General features: G+C 72.1%; 17 protein-coding genes. 9 read left to right on the plus strand and 8 right to left on the minus strand.

Translation table 11 applies throughout. The annotated features are described in order from the left end of the window. Positions 1-86: 86 nt before the first annotated feature. The 3 genes from OG587_RS09820 to OG587_RS09830 all read left to right on the plus strand — a co-directional run bounded on the left by OG587_RS09820 (position 87) and on the right by OG587_RS09830 (position 5,236). A complete protein-coding gene (locus OG587_RS09820) occupies positions 87-2,417 on the plus strand; it encodes a sodium-translocating pyrophosphatase (RefSeq protein ID WP_329088935.1) in 2,331 nt (776 codons plus the stop codon). Positions 2,418-2,598: 181 nt separating this feature from the next. Further along, complete coding sequence (locus tag OG587_RS09825) at positions 2,599-3,072, plus strand: SixA phosphatase family protein (RefSeq protein WP_329088937.1); 474 nt, start codon at positions 2,599-2,601, stop codon at positions 3,070-3,072. Positions 3,073-3,124: 52 nt separating this feature from the next. After that, positions 3,125-5,236: an FUSC family protein gene (locus OG587_RS09830; protein ID WP_329088938.1), complete on the plus strand. Its 2,112-nt coding sequence runs from the start codon at positions 3,125-3,127 to the stop codon at positions 5,234-5,236. Between the two features lie 247 nt (positions 5,237-5,483). Here the strand turns inward: OG587_RS09830 and serB are convergent, their stop codons facing one another. After that, entirely contained in the window at positions 5,484-6,707 is a 1,224-nt protein-coding gene (serB, locus tag OG587_RS09835) for a phosphoserine phosphatase SerB (RefSeq protein ID WP_329088941.1), read from the minus strand. A gap of 115 nt (positions 6,708-6,822) precedes the next feature. Between serB and OG587_RS09840 the strand changes: the two genes are divergently transcribed. After that, positions 6,823-7,668, plus strand: a complete 846-nt coding sequence (locus tag OG587_RS09840) for a GNAT family N-acetyltransferase (RefSeq protein WP_329088942.1) — start codon at positions 6,823-6,825, stop codon at positions 7,666-7,668. Continuing rightward, entirely contained in the window at positions 7,665-8,534 is an 870-nt protein-coding gene (locus OG587_RS09845; RefSeq protein ID WP_329088944.1) for a lysophospholipid acyltransferase family protein, read from the plus strand. The genes OG587_RS09840 and OG587_RS09845 overlap by 4 nt, the downstream gene beginning before the upstream one ends. 161 nt (positions 8,535-8,695) lie before the next feature. Here the strand turns inward: OG587_RS09845 and OG587_RS09850 are convergent, their stop codons facing one another. The 5 genes from OG587_RS09850 to OG587_RS09870 form a co-directional block, all read right to left on the minus strand. Continuing rightward, entirely contained in the window at positions 8,696-9,376 is a 681-nt protein-coding gene (locus OG587_RS09850) for a response regulator transcription factor (protein WP_329088945.1), read from the minus strand. 371 nt (positions 9,377-9,747) lie between these two features. After that, on the minus strand, positions 9,748-10,299 hold the full coding sequence (locus OG587_RS09855; RefSeq protein ID WP_329088947.1) for a hypothetical protein: 552 nt from the start codon (positions 10,297-10,299) through the stop codon (positions 9,748-9,750). A gap of 275 nt (positions 10,300-10,574) precedes the next feature. Next, positions 10,575-11,114, minus strand: a complete 540-nt coding sequence (locus OG587_RS09860; RefSeq protein WP_329088949.1) for a hypothetical protein — start codon at positions 11,112-11,114, stop codon at positions 10,575-10,577. 92 nt (positions 11,115-11,206) lie between these two features. Beyond that, on the minus strand, positions 11,207-12,271 hold the full coding sequence (locus tag OG587_RS09865) for an S-adenosylmethionine:tRNA ribosyltransferase-isomerase (protein WP_329088952.1): 1,065 nt from the start codon (positions 12,269-12,271) through the stop codon (positions 11,207-11,209). 61 nt (positions 12,272-12,332) lie between these two features. Continuing rightward, on the minus strand, positions 12,333-12,998 hold the full coding sequence (locus OG587_RS09870; protein ID WP_329088954.1) for an SDR family NAD(P)-dependent oxidoreductase: 666 nt from the start codon (positions 12,996-12,998) through the stop codon (positions 12,333-12,335). 123 nt (positions 12,999-13,121) lie between these two features. Here OG587_RS09870 and OG587_RS09875 point away from each other — a divergent pair, with 123 nt between their 5' ends. After that, on the plus strand, positions 13,122-14,252 hold the full coding sequence (locus tag OG587_RS09875; protein WP_329088956.1) for a GAF domain-containing sensor histidine kinase: 1,131 nt from the start codon (positions 13,122-13,124) through the stop codon (positions 14,250-14,252). 170 nt (positions 14,253-14,422) lie between these two features. Continuing rightward, positions 14,423-15,073, plus strand: a complete 651-nt coding sequence (locus OG587_RS09880) for a response regulator transcription factor (RefSeq protein WP_329093798.1) — start codon at positions 14,423-14,425, stop codon at positions 15,071-15,073. Between the two features lie 37 nt (positions 15,074-15,110). Here the strand turns inward: OG587_RS09880 and OG587_RS09885 are convergent, their stop codons facing one another. Beyond that, positions 15,111-15,836 (minus strand): hypothetical protein, encoded by a 726-nt coding sequence (locus OG587_RS09885; protein WP_329088957.1) that lies wholly within the window; start codon positions 15,834-15,836, stop codon positions 15,111-15,113. Between the two features lie 171 nt (positions 15,837-16,007). Here OG587_RS09885 and OG587_RS09890 point away from each other — a divergent pair, with 171 nt between their 5' ends. Continuing rightward, the gene (locus OG587_RS09890; RefSeq protein ID WP_329088959.1) at positions 16,008-18,842 is read left to right on the plus strand and encodes a protein kinase domain-containing protein; all 2,835 of its coding nucleotides are present in this window, start codon (positions 16,008-16,010) and stop codon (positions 18,840-18,842) included. Between the two features lie 24 nt (positions 18,843-18,866). On the opposite strand, the gene OG587_RS09895 is transcribed toward OG587_RS09890, so the two are convergent. Next, a complete protein-coding gene (locus OG587_RS09895; RefSeq protein WP_329088961.1) occupies positions 18,867-19,586 on the minus strand; it encodes a hypothetical protein in 720 nt (239 codons plus the stop codon). Positions 19,587-19,652: 66 nt separating this feature from the next. Here OG587_RS09895 and OG587_RS09900 point away from each other — a divergent pair, with 66 nt between their 5' ends. After that, complete coding sequence (locus tag OG587_RS09900; RefSeq protein WP_329088963.1) at positions 19,653-20,447, plus strand: ABC transporter ATP-binding protein; 795 nt, start codon at positions 19,653-19,655, stop codon at positions 20,445-20,447. Positions 20,448-20,487 lie beyond the last annotated feature (40 nt).

The following is a 20,487-nucleotide window of genomic DNA, read 5'->3' on the forward strand; positions in this document are numbered from 1 at the left end:
CCCGGATGTGCGCCGCTCCAGCCGCCTAACACTCACCGCAGCGCACTCCGGGCAGGACGTGTTCCCGTCTTGCCAAGGAGAGTCGGATGTCTGTGCTCCATCTCGCCGCTGCAGAGCCAGCGGTATCCCTGAGTGGTTACCACTCCACCATCGTGATCGTGGTCGCCGCCGTCGCCCTGCTCGCACTCGCCGTCGCCGGCACGTTGGTGCGGGAGGTGCTGGCCGCCGATCAAGGCACCGAACGCATGCAGAACATCGCGAGAGCCGTCCAGGAAGGGGCTTCCGCGTATCTTACGCGGCAGTTCCGGACGCTCGCGTTGTTCGTCATTCTGATCCCGTTCCTGCTGTATCTTCTCCCCGCCGAGACGACCAGCGTGAGGATCGGCAGATCGGCGTTCTTCGTCGTCGGCGCGCTGTTCTCCGCGCTCACCGGATTCATCGGCATGTGGCTGGCTGTCCGCGGCAACGTCCGCGTCGCCGCCGCGGCCCGCACGGCCGGTGAGAAGGTCGCCATGCGGATCGCCTTCCGCACCGGCGGCGTGGCCGGAATGATCACCGTTGGCCTCGGCCTCCTCGGCGCGGCCGTGGTGGTGATCACCTACGGGGGCGACGCCCCGGCCGTGCTGGAGGGCTTCGGCTTCGGCGCCGCGCTGCTCGCCATGTTCATGCGAGTCGGCGGAGGCATCTTCACCAAGGCCGCCGATGTCGGCGCCGACCTGGTCGGCAAGGTCGAGCAGGGCATTCCCGAGGACGACCCGCGCAACGCCGCCACCATCGCCGACAACGTCGGCGACAACGTGGGCGACTGCGCGGGCATGGCCGCCGACCTGTTCGAGTCCTACGCGGTCATGCTCGTCGCCAGCCTGATCCTGGGCAAGGTGGCCTTCGGCGTCGAGGGACTGGTGTTCCCGCTGATCGTGCCCATGATCGGTGTGATCACGGCGATCATCGGCATCTTCGTCACCGCTCCGCGCGCCGGCGACCGCAACGCGATGGCCGCGATCAACCGGGGCTTCTTCATCTCGGCGGCCATCTCGGCGATCCTCGTCGCCGTCGCGGCCTACCTCTACCTGCCGGCCAGCTTCTCCGGGCTGACCGGTGTGAGCCCGGAGATCGCCGCGGTCACCTCGGACCCGCGCCTGATCGCGATCGGGGCGGTGCTCATCGGCCTGGTGCTGGCGAGTGCCATCCAGATCCTCACCGGCTACTTCACCGAGACGAACCGCCGTCCGGTGCGGGACATCGGCGAGAGCTCCCGTACGGGTCCCGCCACGGTCATCCTGTCCGGCATCAGCGTCGGCCTGGAGTCGGCGGTCTACTCCGCGCTGATCATCGGAGCCGCCGTCTACGGAGCCTTCCTGCTGGGCTTCGGCAACGTCACGATCGCGCTCTTCGCCGTGGCGCTGGCGGGCACCGGCCTGCTGACCACGGTCGGCGTGATCGTGTCGATGGACACCTTCGGCCCGGTCTCCGACAACGCCCAGGGCATCGCCGAGATGTCCGGCGACGTCGAGGGCGAGGGAGCCCAGGTCCTCACCTCGCTGGACGCCGTCGGCAACACCACCAAGGCGATCACCAAGGGCATCGCGATCGCCACCGCCGTGCTCGCCGCGACCGCGCTGTTCGGCGCGTTCCGTACGGCGGTCGAGACCGAGCTGACGGGCGCGACGGCGAGTGTGAAGGAGGCGCTGGGCTCGTTCAGCGCGTTCAGCCTGAGCGTCGACTCCCCGAACGTGCTGGTCGGTCTGATCATCGGCGCCGCGGTGGTGTTCATGTTCTCCGGCCTGGCGATCATGGCGGTCGGCCGCGCGGCCGGGCGGGTGGTCTTCGAGGTACGCGAGCAGTTCCGCACCAAGCCGGGCATCATGGCGGGGACGGAGCTGCCCGACTACGGCAGGGTCGTCGACATCTGCACCCGCGACTCGCTGCGGGAGCTGGCCACGCCCGGCCTGCTGGCCGTGCTGACCCCGATCGCCGTCGGTTTCGCCCTCGGGTACGCCCCGCTCGGCGCGTTCCTGGCCGGTGCCATCGCGTGCGGCACGCTCATGGCGGTGTTCCTGGCCAACTCCGGTGGTGCCTGGGACAACGCCAAGAAGCTGGTCGAGGACGGCCATCACGGCGGGAAGGGCTCGCCGGCCCACGAGGCCACCATCATCGGTGACACCGTCGGTGACCCGTTCAAGGACACCGCCGGACCGGCGATCAACCCGCTCCTCAAGGTGATGAACCTCGTGGCGCTGCTGATCGCCCCGGCCGTGGTGACCTACGCCGACAACCCCGTGCTCCGCATCGGCATCACGGTGCTGGCGGTGGGTGTCGTCGTCGCCGCGGTCGTCGTCTCCAAGCGTCGTTCGGCGAGCATCGCCCCGACGGAGGAGGTCAACCCCGACCGGGAGCCGGAGCAGGTCTCCAGCTGAGCAACGTTTGACGAAGGGGTGCACGGGCCGCGTGCACCCCTTCGGCGTGTGCGGACCACCCCGGTGGGAAACTGGCCGGTATGGAACAGCAGCCCTCCGGAGGCAAGACACTCGTCCTCATCCTGCTGGCGATGGCCGCGGTGTTCGCGGTGATCGTGGGTCTGGCCATGTGGGCGTCGCGATGACGGCGCGCACACTCGTCATCCTGCGCCACGCCAAGGCGGTTCACACCTCCGGTCTCGCCGACCGTGAGCGTCCCCTCACCGATGTCGGCGAGCGCGACGCGCTCAAGGTCGGCGCGGCCCTCGCCGGCATGGGCCTCACCCCCGACCTGGTGCTCTGCTCGCCGTCGGTACGCACCAGGCAGACCGCCGACCTGGCACTCCCCGATGCGGAGATCCTGATCGAACCGGCCATATACGAGGCCTACTCCGACGAGTTGCTCACGCTGATCCGGCGGAGCGACCCCGAGGTGCGCACGCTGGTCCTGGTCGGCCACAATCCCGGGGTCCACGAGCTGGTCAGGCAGCTCACCGACGTCGACGGTGACGCCGGGTTCCCGCCCGGCGCGTTCGCCGTCATCGAGGTCGACGGCGGGTGGGCCGGGCTCGACGCCGGTCGCGGGATCGCCCACTGGAACCCCAAGAAGCACTGAAACCCGGCGCGCTTCCGGGAGGGGAGGCGCGAGGGGCGCGATCGGGGGTGGCATGCGGGGGCTCATCGGCGCGCTGCGCGCCGACTTCCGGCTCTCCGGTCGTCCGGCCTGGGGCTACGGTCTGCTGTGCGCGCTGGCCATCTGCCTCCCCCTGATGGCCGGCGTCCTCCTCGGTCGCCTCCAGGGGGGCGCCTCGGTGGCCCTGGGCGGCTATCTCACGCTCTTCGGCGACGCCCCGGGACAGCCGTACGGCGACCGCGTCCGCAGATTGCTCGTCACCACGACCACGGTCACGTGCGGCGTCGGTCTCGGCGCGCTCATCCGGCCCGGCCCCTGGCCGGTCGTCGTGGTGGTGGTCGGCCTGGTCGCGGCGGCGGGTGTCTACTGGCCGGCGTTGGGCATCCCCGCGGTGCTCTCCGTGACCCTGACGTACTTCGCGCTTCCCGGCATGAGCGCGCCGCTCCACATGGGGACCACGGCCGCCGGCGGCCTGCTGGCCGTGCTGCTGGTCGTGGCGGTCTGGCCGGTACGGCGGCTCCGGCCGCTCCGCAGGGCCGTGGCGGAGGCCGGTACGGCGCTGGCCGACCTCCTGGCGGCCGGGGGAAGGGCACCGCTCGCGGACGAGAGCTGGGAGCCGCTGCGCCGGCGGGCCGTCACCGCGCTGAAGGACCTGGACAGGGCGCTCTGCCTCTACCGGATCTCCGTGGAGGACGACCGGTCGCCGGAGCGGCTGCCGGCCACGCTGACCCGTGTCTTCCAGCAGACGATCGCGCTGCGCGTACTGCGCGCGGCGGTCGTGGAGACGGGCGTCGAGACGGAGTGGGACCGGGAACTGGACGAGGCGGTCGGGGCGCTGGCCCGCGCGCTGCGGGAGGCTGCGCTGCTCGGCGGTTCGTCGGAGCTCCCGGAGGCGCTGGCCGCCATCGGGCGGTTCGCCGACCGGGTGGACGAGATCCGCGGAACCGCCCGCGCGGGCGAGGCACCGCTGCCCGCGGCCGTGCTGCTGGGGCAGATCCGCGGGGGTGTGGACCGGATCGCGATGGCGGTGCGCTCGGTGGCGCGGCAGGCCGCCGGGGGCGTCGAGGTGGGCCCCCGCCTGCCGAGGTTCGTACGGCCCCGCAGGCCGGCGGTCTCGGCCGGTCACCACCCGGTCCGGGTGGGGCTGGCGGTGGTCACGGCCATGACGCTGATGGTGCTGATCCACGAGCACTACGCGAAGTGGTTCGTGGTGACCGTGGCGGTCAGCCTCCGCCCCGCCTACCGCGACACGGTGGAGCGGGTGCTGCTGCGGGTGCTGGGCACGGCCGTGGGCGCGGTGGCCGCCGCGGTGGTGCTGGCGGTCGCGCCGGGTCACCTGTACCTGACGCTCTTCATCTCCGTCTGCGCGGCGCTGGGCTTCGCGCTGCGCGGGTCCGGCTACGGATACTGGGCGATCTTCTCCACACCGCTCTCGCTGACGCTGTCCGACTTCTCCCTGCCGCTTGACTGGGGCGCGGCGGCGGCCAGGGTGGGACTCACGGTCGCGGGCGGCGCGCTGGCGCTGCTCTTCGCCCGGCTGCTGTGGCCGAGGGGACACCGGACCCGGCTGACCACCGGGATCGCGGAGATGCTCGACAGCCACGCCGCCCTGGTGCGGTCGCTGATCGACCGGGACCTCGCCGAGGTGGGCCCCCGGGGCTTCGCCGCGGCCGACGCCGCGGGGCGGCTCGCCGACTCCCTGGACCTGCTGGACAAGGAACCGGGCGGCAGCGCGCCGCGTCGGCTCAGGGAGGCGCTGACGGCGGCCAGGCGGCTGCGGGACAACGCGCTCGCGCTGCTGGCGGTGCCGCCGCCCGAGGAGGGGGCGGGGCCCACGGTGACGGTCCTCGACCTCGTCGCCGACCGGCTGGAGAAGGTCGCCGAGGCGGTCAGGACGGAGAGGGCCGGAGTGCCGCCCGACGATCTCGACGCCGTGCTCGACGAGGTCGGCGCGCACGTGGACGCGCTGGCCGCCCGCCGCCTGGACGAGCTCGCCGAGCTGGCCGATCTGCACGAGGACGCGGCCGACAGGATGACCGGTCTGCGCCGGCGCATCAGGCACGCCGCCGCCGCGCAGCCCGCCCTGCGGGGTCTCGGTGCCGAGGCCGTACGGCTGGCCTCCCTCACCACCCCGAGGAGCCGGTAGCCCTGAGGAGCCGGTTAGCTCTGAGGAGCCGGTGGTTCAAAGGAGCCGGTAGCTCACCGCCCCGAGGAGCAGGTGGCCGCGACCGCCCACGGGCCCGGGACGGAGGCGGTGGCCGCGACCGGCTGTGGGCCCGGTTCGAAGCCGGTAGCGGTGATCGTCCGCAGGCCCGGGATGGAATCGGTGGCCGTGACCGGCTGTGAGCCCGGTCCGAAGCCGGTGGCCGTGATCGTCCGCGGGCCCGGTTCGGTCAACGGTCGGCGGGGGTGACACCGTCCTCGGCGTCGGCGTCCTCCACCTCGGCGCGGGGGATGCCGAGCAGGTAGAGGATCGAGTCGAGGTAGGGCACGTTGACCGCGGTGTCGGCGGCGCGGCGGACCACCGGCTTGGCGTTGAACGCGATGCCGAGACCGGCCGCCGCGATCATGTCGAGGTCGTTGGCGCCGTCGCCGATGGCCACGGTCTGGCTGATCGGGATCCCCGCCTCGCGGGCGAAGCGCTCCAGCGCCCGTGCCTTGCCCGGCCGGTCGACGATCTCGCCGACGACCCGCCCGGTCAGCACGCCGTCGACGACCTCCAGGGTGTTGGCCGCGGAGTAGTCGATCCCGAGGTCCTCCACGAGGGCGTCGGTGAGCTGCGTGAACCCGCCGCTGACGATGGCGAACCGGTAGTCGAGCCGCTTGAGCGTCCGTACCAGCGTCCGGGCGCCGGGAGTCAGCACGAGCTCCTCGCGCACCTTCTCGAAGACCTCCTCCGAGAGACCCTCGAGCAGCGCGACCCGGCGGCGCAGCGACTCGGCGAAGTCGAGCTCGCCGCGCATCGCCTCCTCGGTGACCCTGGCGACCTCCTCCAGGCAGCCGGCGTGCGCCGCCAGCAACTCGATCACCTCGGCCTGGATGAGCGTCGAGTCGACGTCCATCACGATCAGGCGCTTGGCCCTGCGGTGCAGGCCGGTCCGCTGCACAGCCACGTCGACCTGCTGGATGTGCGCCTCGACGGCGAGCTCCGCCCTGAGGGTGTCGGGGTCGGCGCCGGAGAGGGACAGCTCGATGCAGGTCACCGGGTAGCTGGACAGGCGCTCGATCCGGTCGATGTTGGCACCGGCCGCGGCGATCCGCCCCGCGATGCCCGCCATGGCGGCGGGCTGCAGCGGCGAGCCGAGCACGGTGACGTCGAGCCGCCCCCTGCGCCGCTTCTCCTTCGGGTCGGAGCCGGTGGACAGTTCCACCTGCAGTCCGAGATCCTCCGCGGTCCGCTCGACGGCGGTCCAGAGGGCACCGAGGGTGCCGCCGGTGCCGGTCGGCGTGTCGCCCGCGTACGAGACGAGGACGCCGAGGGTGAGCCGGCCGCGGATGACGACCTGCTCCACGTCGGCGACGATGACGGGAAAGCCGGCCAGGACCGAGAAGAGGCGTGAGGTCACGCCCGGTCGGTCGGGGCCGTTCAACGTGATCAGAAGCGTGCGCTGGTTCATCGGTTCCTACGGTACTTGGCTCCGGATTCGACCGTGAATGCGGTTCATCATCCGGACGCCTGGAGTTCGCGGGGCCCTCCGGTCCCGTGTCACCTGCGACTGTCTTCATGAACTCATGACGACCCTTCCCATGGAGCCGCGCCTCGCCCGCTACAGCGTCGGGCTGGCCGCTACCGCCGTCGAGATGCGTGAGGCCCAGCGCCTGCGCCACCGCGTCTTCTCCGAGGAGATGGGCGCCCGGCTGGACAGTCCCATCACCGGCCTGGACGTCGATCCGCTCGACGCCTACTGCGACCACCTTCTGGTGAGGTGCGACGACACGGGTGAGGTCGTCGGCACCTACCGGCTGCTCGGCCCCCGCCGGGCCGATCGCCTCTACTCCGACTCCGAGTTCGACCTCGGCGCGCTGGCCGGTATCCGGGGGAACATGGTCGAGGCCGGCAGGGCCTGCGTGCACCCGAGCCACCGGGGCGGTGCGGTGCTCGGGCTGATGTGGGCGGGAATCGCCCGCTACATGGTGGCCGGGGGGTACGGCTGGCTGGCCGGGTGCTGCTCGGTGCCGGTGGCCGAGGCCGCCGGGATCATGGAGCGGGTGCCGCTCTCCCCGCCGGGCTACCGCGTCACGCCGCACCGCCCCTGGCGAGAGGGTCCGGCCTCCGGCTCTCCGCGCCGGAGAGACGATCCGGCCCCCTCGGCCGGCTCCGGGCTCGTTCCGGCACCCCCGGTCGGGCCCGGGGCCGTGCCGCCGCAGCGGGAGGACGCCTCGGAGCGTACGGCCGCCACGAGGCCGGGACGGGCGCCGCTGCCGCCGCTGCTGCGCGGGTACGTGCGGCTGGGCGCCTGGGTGTGCGGCCCGCCCGCCCACGACCTCGACTTCGGTACGGCCGACTTCTTCGTTCTGCTCTCGATGGCCGAGGCCGACCCCCGCTACCTGCGCTACTTCCTGGGAGCCACCTCGTGAACCCGTGGGTGCCGGTGGCGCCGTGCACGCCCGCCACCTGCCTGTTCCCGCCGGGATCGAGGGCCGCCGGGCCGCGCAGGGCGCTGCGGCTGGTGGCGGCCGTACTGGTCGTCCTGGCCGGGGTGGCGCTCGCGCTCGCGGCCCGCGGGCTCGGTACGACGGGCAGGATCCGGCTGACGAGCGCCTGGTCCCGGCTGGTGCTGCGGGCCGTCGGCGTACGGGTCGAGGTGCGGCAGGGGTTCGCGTTCATGGCCGGCTCGGGCTCCGGGCCCTATCCGGTCATCGACGGGCCGTCCGGGGCCGCTCCGCTGGCCGTGGCCAACCACGTGTCGTGGCTGGATCCGCTCGTCATGGCGGCGGTCCTGCCGTGCCGCGTGCTCGCCAAGCACGAGGTCCGGGCGTGGCCGGTGATCGGCCTGCTGGCGGCGGGCGCGGGCGCGCTGTTCATCGACAGGGAGCGGCTCTTCGCGCTGCCGGAGGCCGTCGGCGGTGTGGCCGCGGCGCTCGCCGACGGCCATCCGGTGGCGGCCTTCCCCGAGGGGACGACCTGGTGCGGGCGCGGGATGGGTTCCTTCAGGCCCGCCGTGTTCCAGGCGGCCCTGGACGCCGGGGCCCCGGTCAGGCCGGTGGCGATCAGGTATCTGGAAGGGGAGGACGTCCTGGCCAGCGGTCCCGCCTATGTCGGTGACGACCTTCTGTGGGCCTCGATCCGCCGAGTGGTGGCCGTCCGGCGGCTGACGGTGGAGGTGACGATGCTGCCCGCCGTGCGGGGCCGCGACCGCAGGGAACTGGCCTGGGCGGCCGAGTCGTCCGTCGCCTCGGTGCTGGTCGCCGGAACCGCGCACGGACTCCCCGTCGCCGCCTGAACCGAGCGGCGGGCCGGTCTCCACCGGCGAGTACCGGCGCTCACGGCGAGTACCGGTGATCACGGCGAGTACCGGTGATCACGGCGGCATATGGCGACCGAACCGCTTCCGCGCCGGTCCCGCGTTCCGGCTGAGCCGAGCCCGGAGCGCCCCGGCCCTGGCTAGGCCGAGCCCAGATAGGTGATGACGGCCGCCACCCGGCGGTGGGTGTCGGGGCTGTTCTCCAGGGCCAGCTTCATGAAGATCGAGTTGACGTGCTTCTCGATCGCGGAGACCGACAGGTGCAGGGCGCGGGCGATGCCCCCGTTGGACAGGCCGTGCGCCATCTCCCTGAGCACGTCCAGCTCCCTGGGCGTCAGCTCCGCGGGCGGGGGACTGCCGCGTACCCCGCGCTTGGCCAGCAGGCCCTCCACCACCTTGGGGTCGATCACCGAGCCGCCCCCGGCCACCGACCTGATCGCGCCGAGCAGCTCGTCGATGTCACCGACCCGGTCCTTGAGCAGGTACGCGCGACCCTCGGTGCCGTCCCTGAACAGGTCTAGGGCGAACATCGCGTCGGAGAACTGGGAGAGCACCACGACCCCGATGTCCCGTGAGGCGGCGCGGATGAGGTGTGCCGCGTCGATGCCCTCCATCCCCGGGCGGACGAGATCGGCCGAGCCCGGCATCCGGATGTCGGTCACCACCACGCCGGGACGCAGCCGCCTGGCGGCGTCGAGCAGCTCGTCCGCGGTGCCCACGGCGGCCACCACCTCGATCTCGCCGGAGGTCTCCAGGAGCCTGCGGGTGCCCTCGCGCACCAGGTAGTGGTCCTCGGCCAGGACGACTCTCAGATCAGCCATGGATCGCGCACCGTCCTGAACTCGCCATGGGGAGATCCTGCCTGGTTCGCGGGCGCGGTGTATATGAGGTTGCCCGCACCGTTGCGGGGGACCGGGTCCGCGAACGACGGCCTCCCGGCGGATCGGAATCCGGATGCCGAGCCGAACGCGGGGACGCGAGGACGACGCGTCGGCCCCCGACGGGGGCGGGAAACGCGTCGGCGCGGGTGACGTTCCCGAGCGAAAAGTTCAGGGGCACGAAAGGTCCCGGAACGTGAAAGGTCCCGGAACGTGAAAGGTCCCGGAACGCGAAGGGGGCCGGAGCGCGAAGGGGTCCGGAAAAGGGCGGAGGCCCCGGCCTGCGGCAGGACGGGGCCTCTTGAAGGGCGGGGTCAGCGCGCGATCTGGGTCTTGACCTTCTTCACGAAATACCAGTGCTTGAGGCCCATGCGCTCCAGCTCGTCCCTGGAGAGGGTGTCGGCGCCGGTCGGGACGTCGTAGCTGTCGACGCCGAGGACGGCCTCGGCGGTCCGTCCCGACTTCTTGCCGAGCTTCACCGTGATCGCCATGGTCTCGTAGTCACCGACTTTCACGATGTGGGGGACCCAGCACCAGAACCCGTCCTCGTAGCTGTCACATTCGGTGCCCTTGGGGCCGCCGACCGCAGTGAGCTTCGAGCCCTTGGGCAGCTGGCCGCCAAAGTAGAGGAGGTCGGCCTCGTAAGGGCCTTTGTTAACGGCCTTGATCTTGTAGGTGATCTTCCCGTTCGCCTTGACCTTCTTCGGCGCGGAGACGGTGACCGCGAAGGTGGAGTACGGCTCCGCCTTGACGGCCGCCGCCGGTGCCTGCGCCGAAGCGGCCGACGCGGGGGCGGCGAGGAACATGCCGCCGGCCAGCGGGGTGACCAGAGCAAGAGCGACGATCTTGGAGATCGGGTGGCGCATCAAACGTCTCCCAGCTGAAGAGTCAGGGGGACGTGTGGAACGTCCCATAAAGTCCGCAGCGTTTTATCACATACATAGATGTAAAGAGAAATTATATTTCGTTGCATGATTTGAATGGAGCCGTTCGATGTGGCGTCGTACCGGACGGCACAAGGTTCCGCGCGGGCCCGTCCCGCGCGACCGCGTCGTTACCGCCAGGAGCGTTTCCGGGCGCGCCATTTTCTCTGGCCTTCGGTAATCGCCCCTGGTCAGAAGGTCGCGTGCGAAATGTGCGGCTAGCGGAGGACCTGGGTCTTCACCCGCACGTACTTGACGTCGGTGCCGATGTCGATGCCGTGGATGTCGAGGGTTTCCAGCCCGCCCGCGGGGACGTCGATCGAGACCGAACCGAAATTGGCGGTCGCGGTGCCCCGGGCGCCGTTCTTCAGCCAGACCCTGACCTTGAGGGTGGCCGTCCTGCCGGGGTTCAGGGTGTCGAGCAGGCAGCCCACCTCGCGCCCCGAGACCTCGCAGTACGAGCCGGAGGGCTTGCCCGTGATGCGGATCCTGGAGACCTGCGAGGGAAGGTGTCCGCCGACGTAGGCGATGTCGGTGTACCACCTGCCGACGTTCTTGATCTTGAGCGTGTAGACGTACGAGTCACCCGCCCAGGCCCTGCGCGGATAGAAGACGGTCGTCCTCAACGGCGCGAGCGGCTGGTTCGCGGCCCCCTGCGGGGCGGTGATCCGGGGAGCCGCCGCGTTCGCGGTCCCGGGGGTGAGCAGCATGCCTCCCGCCAGGGCGATGGCGGCGAAGGCGGTCAGGTGCCGGCGCATTTCTTTACTCCAGTCGGATTTCGTCGATCTCCGTCGAACACCGATCAGCATGCGAGGCCCGACTTGGAAAACCCTTGTGACTGACTGGCCGGCTAACCGGTGATCAGGTGGACGTCGCCGAATTCGTGCCAGAGATAGCCCTCTCCGAGCGCCTCCGCGTACGACCGCGAGAGCAGGTCGCGGCCGGCGATCGCCGACAGCATCAGCAGGTGGCTGGAGCGCGGCTCGTGCAGCCCGGTGAGCAGGCCGTTCACCGCCCGCACCCCGACCTCGGGGGTCACGATGTGCGAGGTCCAGCCGTCTGCGGCCCGGACCCGGCCGGTGGCCAGCGCGGCCGTCTCCAGCGCCCTGACCACGGTCGTGCCGACCGCGATCACCCGGCCGCCGGACTCGCGCACGAGCTCCACCTGCCGCGCGGTGGCCTCGGGCACCTCGAACCGCTCCGGATACGGCGGCTCGTCCTTCTCCGGGGACGCCACCCCGGTGTGCAGGGTGATCGGCGCGATCCCGACCCCGCGCGACACCAGGGAGGTCACCAGCCCGGTGGTGAACGGCCGCCCCGCGCTGGGCATCTCCGCGCTGCCCGGCCGCACCCCGAACACGGTCTGGTAGTCGGCCAGCGGCCAGTCCCTGTCCACGTACGAGTAGCGGATCGGCACGCCGTACCGGCGGAGGTAGCCCGTGACCTCGCGGTCCAGGCTCGCCCGCCACAGGCGTGGCGTCTCGCGCCCCAGCAGCCGCAGCGTCGCCCCGCCCGGCAGCGGCAGCCACTCCCCGTCCGCGCCGCCCCGGTAGGGCCCACCGGCCGGCTCCGCGCCCTCGGGGCCTCCGGGAGAGCCCGCCCACTCCCGGCGCCGGCGGAGCTCGACCAGCCAGGTCCCGTCCTCGCGCTCGGTGGAGAAGTGCACCGCGAGCCGGTCCAGCCGGACGGCGGCGGGAAGCGTGCCGGAGTTGTTGACCACCAGCAGGTCGCCGGGACCCAACAGGCCGGGAAGCTCGGCGAACGTGTGGTGGCCGACCTCTCCGGTGCCCCGGTCGGAGACCAGCAGGCGCACCCCGTCACGGGCCAGCCCCCGGGCCTCCGGAGGTTCGTGCGCCTCCAGCTCGCGCGGGAGCACGAAGTCCGCGGCCATGGCGTCCGCCGCGGGCGTGCTCATCTCCCCTCCCCGCACGCCCGTACGGTTCTCATACGCTCTCCTCGCTCGATGACCCGTACGTTCATCCGTGCCTCACCCGGCCGCTGTCCGGGCGGTCGGCGATCAGCCGCCGCAGGGTGGGCACGACGGTCTCCGGGCTCGGGGCCTCCGCCGCCTCCCCGGCACCGACCGCGTCGGCGAGCATGGCGGTGGACATCTCGCCCGGATCAACCCACCAGATCGCGACGTCGGGCTCCTCGACGGCCAGCACGTGGGAGAGCTGCTCCAGGGCCGCCTTGGTCGCGCCGTACCCGCCCCAGCCCTCGTACGCCTCCACCGCCGCGTCGGAGGAGATGTTCACGATCGCGCCGCGCCGCTCCCTGAGCCAGCGCAGGTTCGCCTGGATCAGTGCCAGCGGGGCCAGCACGTTGGCCCGGAAAAGCTCCTCAAGCGTGTCGACCGGGTATCCGGCCAGCGGCGGCAGCGGGACCGCGCCCAGCCCCGACGCGTTGTTGACCAGCAGGTCCAGCCCGCCGTGTTCCCGTACGGCCCCCGCCAGCCGGTCCCGGTGAGCGGGGTCGGCGACGTCTCCGGCCAGGGCGAGGGCGCCGAGCTCGTCCGCGGCGGATCGCAGCGCGTCCTCGCCCCGCGCGGTGAGGATGAGCCGCCAGCCGTCGGCGGCGAGGGAGCGGGCCAGTGCCAGGCCGAGGCCACGGGAGGCGCCGGTGATGAGTGCGGTCTTCGTCATGCCTCGACGCTAGGAGCCGCGCCCCCGCCGCACATCGGCCGCCGGACCGGGCCCGGGGTGGGCTGATGGGCCTAGGACCGATGGCGTACGCGGCGGGTGTCCGCCGCCGCCTAGAGTCGGTTCGTGAGCTCAGAGAGCGAGGACCGGGACGCCGTGCTGCACGCGGTGAGCTCGGCCGTCCTCGCGGTGACCAGGCACCTGTCGGTCCGTGAGGTGCTCCAGGTCATCGTGCGGTCGGCGCGGCGGTTGCTGGACGCCCGCTACGCCGCGCTGGGGGTGCCCGACGACCAGGGGGCGTTCGCCGAGTTCGTCGCCGAGGGCATCTCCGACGAGCAGTGGGACGAGATCGGGCCCATGCCCCGCCAGCACGGCATGCTCGGCGCCATGTTGCGCGAGGGCGCGCCGGTCCGGCTGCCCGACATCCGCAGGGACCCCAGGTTCGAACACTGGCCGCGCGCCCATCCGGTGCTCAAGGACTTCCTCGGGGTGCCGATCCTCGACGGGGACGAGGTGCTCGGCATCATCTTCCTGTCCAACAAGCGGGCCCCCGGCGGTTTCACCGAGGCCGACCAGCGGCTGCTCACCATGTTCGCCGCGCACGCCGCGATCGCCCTCACCAACGCCCGCCTGTACGAGCGGGGCCGGGAGCTCACGCTGGTGGAGGAGCGCACCCGGATGGCCAGGGAGCTGCACGACGCGGTGACCCAGAAGCTGTTCTCGCTGCGCCTCACCGCACAGGCCGCCGCGTCGCTGGTCGTGGCCGATCCCGCGCGGGCGCTGCGGGAGCTCGACCGGGTGGAGCGGCTGGCCGGAGAGGCACTGGCCGAGTTGCGCGCGGTGATCGTGGAGCTCCGCCCGGCCGAGCTCGACCGGCACGGCCTGGCCGAGACGCTCCGCAAGCACGTCCGCCTGCTGGACCGGCTCCACCCGGCCTCGTTCTCGTTCGAGGAGTCCCCGGTGTGCGAGCTCGAACCCGCGATCGAGGTGGCCGTCCTGCGGGTGGCCCAGGAGGCACTGCACAACGCCTCCAGGCACTCGGCGGCGCGTGCCGTCGAGGTGCGGCTGGGCTGCGCGGGCGGGCGCGTGTTCCTTGAGGTGAGCGACGACGGGGCCGGGTTCGACGTGACCGACGCGGCGGGGCGGGGGCTGGGCATCGCCTCGATGGGCGACAGGGCGGAGGCCGTCGGCGGGAACATGCGGGTGAGGTCGGAGCCCGGGAGGGGCACGCTCGTCCGGATGGAGGTGCCCGTGTGATCGGCGGTCCGGAGGGAGATGACCGAGGTGCCCGTGTGATCGGGGGCGTGAAGGGGGACGACCCTGTGACCCGTGGTCCGGAGGGGCCGTGCGATCCGCTGTCCGCTGTCCGCGATCCCGACGGAGGGGCCGTGCGATCCGCTGTCCGCGATCCCGACGGAGGTGACCGGGTGATCCGCGTCCTGATCGCCGACGACCATCCGGTCGTCAGGCAGGGCCTTCGTACCTTCCTGGACCTGCAGGAGGACCTCGACGTGGTCGGCGAGGCCGCCGACGGCGCCGCGGCGGTCGCCCTGGTGGAGTCTCTCGCCCCTGACGTGCTGCTGCTCGACCTGAGGATGCCGGTCCTCGACGGGCTCGGCGCGCTGCTCCTGCTGGGAGAACGGGGGCTGTCGCCGAGGGTGCTCGTGCTGACCTCGGTGAGCGACAGGGGCGACGTGGCCCCGGCGATGCGGGCGGGCGCGGCGGGTTTCCTCTACAAGGACGTCGAACCGGCCGCGCTCGTGCAGGCGATCCGGGCGGTGTACGGCGGCCAGGTGCTGCTCGCTCCCGAGGCCGCCGAGGCGATGCTGTCCGGTCCCGGGCCCGTCCAGGCCGCGCGGGAGGGCGGGCACGAGGGCAGGCAGGTGGCGCCGCTGACCGATCGGGAACACGAGGTGCTCGCGCTGATCGCGTCGGGCCGCTCCAACCGGGAGATCGCCAGGCAGCTCGCGGTGGCGGAGAAGACGGTGAAGACCCACGTCTCCAACGTGCTGATGAAGCTGGGCGTGCAGGACAGGACCCAGGCCGCTCTCTACGCGGTGCGGAACGGCCTGGCCTGACGGTGGTGCCCGGTTGGAGGCCGGGACCTCTACGGCGTCAGGTGTCCTTCTTCTCCTCGCGCCGGTCCGGCGGCGGCGGGGGTGGGGGCGGCGGGGGTGGCGGTGGTGGCGGGTTGTAACCGCCCCCTCCGCCCTTGGGCTTGGGTTTGGGCGGCGTGGGATGGACGATCTTGGTTTTGACCGTCTTGAGGTAGTACCAGTGGGGGAAGGCCAGCCGCTCCCATTCCGAGCGGCCGAGGTCCCCGCCCCCGGTCGGGACGTTCCAGCTGTCGGCACCGAGCTTGGCGACCGCGGTGCCCTTGGTCCGCTTGTTGAGCTTGACCCAGATGCGTACCGTGTCCGACTCACCCTTCTCAAGGATCCACGGCGTCACGCACCAGAAGCCGTCGTCGTAGAAGTCGCAGTCAGTGCCTTTGGGGCCTTTGTAGTAAACGGTGTCGTTAATGCCTTTTGGCAGCACGGTCCCGCCGACGTAGTAGTAGTCGGCCTTGACAGGTCCCCGGTTGGTGACCTTGACCTCGTACATGAACTCGCGGCCGTTCCTGACCCGTTTCGGGGCCTTCACCGTGACCTTGAACGCAGACCACGGCTTGTCCTGCCGTACCCCGGACGGGGCCGCGGCCAGAACGCCCGCCGCGGACGCGGGCGGGACTCCGGAGGGAGCCAGGGACGGCGCGTTCGTGGCGGCGGCCGAGGCGGTGGGGACAATCGCGAGCGGAGTGATGAGGCTGAGACCTAGAAGCGTGCCGAAGCTTCGGCGCATGGGCGTCTCCGCACGAGCTAGGGGTGATCGTAGTCACCATTTGTTTCATGAATTATGACGTAAGCAGGACACGCCGGAAGAGTGAATGATCTACCTGAACATTACTTGTTTGCGTATCTTTGGTTACTCGGGGATACCAGCACCTCACGGCTGGACAACGGGGAGGCTCACGTGCCGGACACGAACCCGCTGCGCAGGGAGGACCCCGAGTCACTGGGCGACTACCGGTTGCTCGGTCGCCTGGGCGAGGGAGCGCAGGGGGTGGTCTACGCGGGCCGGGGCCCCGACGGGGTGATGGTCGCGATCAAGCTGCTCCATCCCCGGCTGAGCGACACCGGCATGGACGGCGACCGGTTCCTCCGCGAGGTCTCCGCCGCCCGCCGGGTGGCGCCGTTCTGCACCGCCCAGGTGCTGGGCGCCCACATGGACGGCGATCGCCCCTACATCGTGAGCGAGCTGGTCGAGGGCGTGTCCCTGCAGCGGGTCGTGCAGTCCGAGGGGCCACGGAGCGGCAACGTGCTCCACCGGCTCGCGGTCGGCACCGTGACCGCGCTGGCCGCCATCCACCGGGCGGGCATCGTGCACCGCGATTTCAAGCCCAGCAACGTGCTGCTCGGCCCCGACGGACCCCGGGTGATCGACTTCGGCATCGCCAGGGCCCTGGACTCGGCGATGACCGTGACGAGCGGGGTGGTCGGCACCCCCGCCTACATGTCGCCGGAACAGGTCTCGGGGCATCGCGTCGAGCCCTCGTCCGACATGTTCAGCTGGGGTCTGACGATGACGTTCGCCGCGACCGGGCGGCCCGCGTTCGGCCAGGACAGCGTGCCCGCGGTCATCTACCGGGTGATGAACGAGACTCCGGACCTGTCCGCGCTCCCCGACACCCTGCGGCCGATCGTCGCCTCCTGCCTCAGCAAACACGCCGAGGAAAGGCCCAGCGCCTCGGAGGTGCTGTTCTCGCTCCTGGAGACCCAGTCCGACGAGGTTCCCGTCGTGCCCGCGACACCCGCCGTCCCGTCCGGCACCCCTTCCGGGGCCGGCACTCCATCCGCCACCCCGCCCGCGTCCGGCACCCCGTCCAGGCCCGTCACCCCCTCCAGGTTCGGCGTCCCGTCCGGGTCCGGCACCCCGTCCGGGTCCGGCACCCCGTCCGGGTCCGGCACTCCGCCGGCGACCCCGCCCGCGCCCGTGACCCCGTCCGGGGCGGCCGTTCCTCCCGTGCCCACGTCCGTCGCCCCGTCCACCTCCGCCACCCCGTCCGGGCCCACGTCGCCGTCCGGGGGCGCCGTGCCGCTCGCGTCCCCGCCGCGCGCCGACGAGCGGGCGCCCGCCCCCGAGACGCTGTGGGTGCGGCCGTCGGGGGAGGACCAGGAGGGCGGGAGGCCCGGTGCCGCCCCCGGCCGTACCCCGGGCGGCCGGGCGGACGCTCCTGATGGCCGCCCTGATGGCCGTCCCGATGGCACCCCGCGCGGTGGGCCCGGTGCGGCTCCCGGTGCCTCCCGGAAGCGCCCCGGTGCCCCGGGCGGTCCATCGCCCGCGCCCAACCCCTTCGCCTCCCCCGCCGGGCCCGCGCGCTACCCCGGCAACCTGACGCCCGTGGGCCGGCAGCCCGCTCCACCTCCCGCGCCGCCCGAGGGGGCCTACCCCCCGCCGCCACCACAGCGCCCCGACCTCTTCGGCGACGCGCCCCCCGCCGCGCCCGGCGAGCGCGGCAAGCGGCGCAGGCGTGCCATCCTCGTGACCGGGGTGCTCTCGGGAGCCCTGACCCTGGCCGCCGCCGCGCTGATCGCGGTGCCGAACATGCGGGACGATCTCGCGACCCCTGACGACCCCCCGGTCACGCGGAGCGCCCTAGCCGGTGACGGCGCGCGGAAGCCGCCACCCCCTGCTCCCTCCACACCGTCCCCGGCGCCCGTCTCCCAGACTCCCTCCGCGCAGGTCACGCAGGCCCCCACACCCGCCACGCAAGTCCTGACTCCCGCCCCTACGGCGAGCCTCACGGCCGCCCCGACCTCGGGGCCGCCCGAGCCGCCCACCCCGCCGGCCACGACGGTGGTCTTCGACGGCCAGGACGGCAAGACGCTCAAGGGGCACACCAAGGCCGTCCAGTCTCTCGCCGGCATCAAGATCGGGAAGAGGTCCACGCTGCTCTCGGGCAGCCAGGACGGTTCGCTCGGGCTCTGGGACCCGGCCAAGCACAAGAGGCTCCACCGGCTCCGCGGCCACCGGGGCGAGGTCTACGCGGTCGCCACCGTCACCTTCGGTGGAAAGCCGTACGCGGTGACCGGCGGCTACGACCACTCCGTCCGCCTGTGGAGCCTGAAGTCCCGCAAGAGCAAGGCCCTGGGCTACCACCCCATCGCGGTCTTCGCCGCCGCGGCCGGCACCGTGAACGGCTCACCGGTCGCCGTCACCGGCGACGGCGACGGCACGCTCTACTTCTGGAACCTGAAGAGCCGCAGGCTGCTCAAAACCATCTCCGCGCACCGCAACGACATCAACTGGCTCGCCTTCGGCAAGATCGGCAAGCGGTCCGTCGTCGTGTCCGCCAGCGCCGACGAGACGCTGGGCGTCTGGGACCTCGTCACCAGGAAGCGGTACGGCAAGGCCTACAAGGGGCACAGCGGACCGGTCTTCTCGGTGGCCTTCGGCAAGCTGGGCGACCGCGCCGTGATCGCCTCGGGCGGCAAGGACAAGAAGATCAGGATCTGGGACCCGAAGACGTCCAAGACCATCGGCAAGCCGCTCGGGGGCCACGGCGGCAACGTCTACTCCCTGGCGTTCGGCAAGGTCGACGGCCGCACCGTGCTGGTGTCGGGCAGTACGGACGGGACCGTCCGGCTCTGGGACCCGGCCGAGGGCAGGCCCCTCGGCAAGCCGGTCAAGGCTCACAAGGGCGGGGTCTACGCGGTGGGCGTCATGACCGTCGGCGACCGTACGCTGGCCGTCTCGGCGGGCAAGGACCGCGCCGTCAAGCTCTGGAGGCTCACCTCCGTTCAGTAAGCCCGCCTCCCGGGCCCCGAGCCGTCAGACCAGCTCGGTGATGGCGTGGTGGGCGACCACCCGGGCCCGGCGTACCGCGCGGTCGAGCTCGCGCATGGCCTCACCGCGTACGGCGATCTGGCCCGAGGTGAGGCCGCGGTCGTCGGCGACGCGGAGCACCGCGGCGAGGCGGGCGGCCAGGGCGGCGACCCGGTGGGCCCTGGCGGGATAGCCGGGGGCCAGGCCGTCGTCCACGATCTCCAGCCGCCGGTGACCCTGGGCCGGGCCCTCCACTCCGAGCAGGGCGTCGGTGGCCACGCGCATCGCGCGGGTCAGCTCGTGCTCGGCCTCGGCGAGGGACGGCAGGTCGGGGGCCGCGGTACGGGCCTCCAGCACGGTCCAGCGAACCCCGGCGTACGATGACCCGCGGCGGTCGTTTACCGGGATCAGGCCGAGGCATCTGTCGGGAAGCACGGCTGTCGCCGCCTGCCCGGCCTCGATGGCCGCGGAGTTGAAGGGGGGCGGTCCGGTGAGCCCGAGTGGGTCGCCAGCGACGGGGAGGGCCAGTCGCAGCGACTTCATGCCCTCGATCCGCAGGTCGGCGAGGAACCCGCGGAGGGGGAGGTCGCCGGTCTCACCGGCGACGAGTTGGGGGCCTGCCTGCCGTTCCACGCGGTCGGCGGCCTCGTCGAGGCCGACCTGTCCGGCGAGCCAGGCGTTGCCCCAGCAGACCAGGGTGGCCGAGATCGGTGAATCAGGGTGCACCGATCCACGATATGCGCTTGTCCTGCAATAGGTTTTGTTCCAGCGATTCACAAGGAGGCGTAAGGGATGGGCGGTCAGGTGCTTCGGCTACAGGACGTCACCGTCCGCAGGGACGGAGCGGCCCTGCTGCGGGAGATCGACTGGACCGTTCACGAGGACGAGCGGTGGGTCGTCATCGGTCCCAACGGCGCGGGGAAGACAACGCTGCTGCAGGTGGTCGGGGCGATGCTGTTCCCCACCGAGGGCATCGTCGAGATCCTGGGCGAGCGGCTCGGCCAGAGTGACGTCTTCGAACTGCGGCCCCGCATCGGGCTCGCGAGCGCCGCGCTGGCGGAGAAGGTGCCGGCGGAGGAGAAGGTCATCGACCTGGTGCTCACCGCCTCGTACGCGATCCTCGGCCGCTGGACGGAGGAGTACGACTCCCACGACGTCACGCGCGCCGTCGAGCTGATCGACCAGTTCGGCTGCGCCCACCTGATCCGGCGCCGGTTCAACACGCTGTCCGAGGGGGAGCGCAAGCGGGTCCAGATCGCCCGCGCGCTCATGCCCAACCCGGAGCTGCTGCTGCTGGACGAGCCCGCCGCGGGCCTGGATCTGGGCGGGCGCGAGGACCTGGTCCGCCGCCTGGCGATGTTCGCGCACGACCCGAAGGCGCCGACCATGGTGCTGGTCACCCACCACGTGGAGGAGGTGCCCAGCGGGTTCACCCACGCGCTGCTGCTCCGGCACGGTTCGGTGGTGGCTCAGGGGCCGATCGACCAGGTGATGACCGCGGAGAACCTGTCGCGCACCTTCAGCGTCCCGCTCACCCTGGATCGGGGGCGCGACGGCCGCTGGTACGCGCGGGCGCACCAGCTCTGAGACGGCCCCGGGCCGCTTCCAAGACTGTTTCGGTCGTTCA

The organism is Streptosporangium sp. NBC_01469 (genome assembly GCF_036227305.1).
Taxonomy (GTDB): Bacteria; Actinomycetota; Actinomycetes; order Streptosporangiales; family Streptosporangiaceae; genus Streptosporangium.

Excerpts from the sequence above, each read along its gene's own strand:
- OG587_RS09820 (WP_329088935.1), top strand. The coding sequence starts at position 87 with ATGTCTGTGCTCCATCTCGCCGCTGCAGAGCCAGCGGTATCCCTGAGT.
- OG587_RS09825 (WP_329088937.1), top strand. The coding sequence starts at position 2,599 with ATGACGGCGCGCACACTCGTCATCCTGCGCCACGCCAAGGCGGTTCAC.
- OG587_RS09830 (WP_329088938.1), top strand. The coding sequence starts at position 3,125 with ATGCGGGGGCTCATCGGCGCGCTGCGCGCCGACTTCCGGCTCTCCGGT.
- serB (WP_329088941.1), bottom strand. The coding sequence starts at position 6,707 with ATGAACCAGCGCACGCTTCTGATCACGTTGAACGGCCCCGACCGACCG.
- OG587_RS09840 (WP_329088942.1), top strand. The coding sequence starts at position 6,823 with ATGACGACCCTTCCCATGGAGCCGCGCCTCGCCCGCTACAGCGTCGGG.
- OG587_RS09850 (WP_329088945.1), bottom strand. The coding sequence starts at position 9,376 with ATGGCTGATCTGAGAGTCGTCCTGGCCGAGGACCACTACCTGGTGCGC.
- OG587_RS09855 (WP_329088947.1), bottom strand. The coding sequence starts at position 10,299 with ATGCGCCACCCGATCTCCAAGATCGTCGCTCTTGCTCTGGTCACCCCG.
- OG587_RS09860 (WP_329088949.1), bottom strand. The coding sequence starts at position 11,114 with ATGCGCCGGCACCTGACCGCCTTCGCCGCCATCGCCCTGGCGGGAGGC.
- OG587_RS09865 (WP_329088952.1), bottom strand. The coding sequence starts at position 12,271 with ATGAGCACGCCCGCGGCGGACGCCATGGCCGCGGACTTCGTGCTCCCG.
- OG587_RS09870 (WP_329088954.1), bottom strand. The coding sequence starts at position 12,998 with ATGACGAAGACCGCACTCATCACCGGCGCCTCCCGTGGCCTCGGCCTG.
- OG587_RS09885 (WP_329088957.1), bottom strand. The coding sequence starts at position 15,836 with ATGCGCCGAAGCTTCGGCACGCTTCTAGGTCTCAGCCTCATCACTCCG.
- OG587_RS09900 (WP_329088963.1), top strand. The coding sequence starts at position 19,653 with ATGGGCGGTCAGGTGCTTCGGCTACAGGACGTCACCGTCCGCAGGGAC.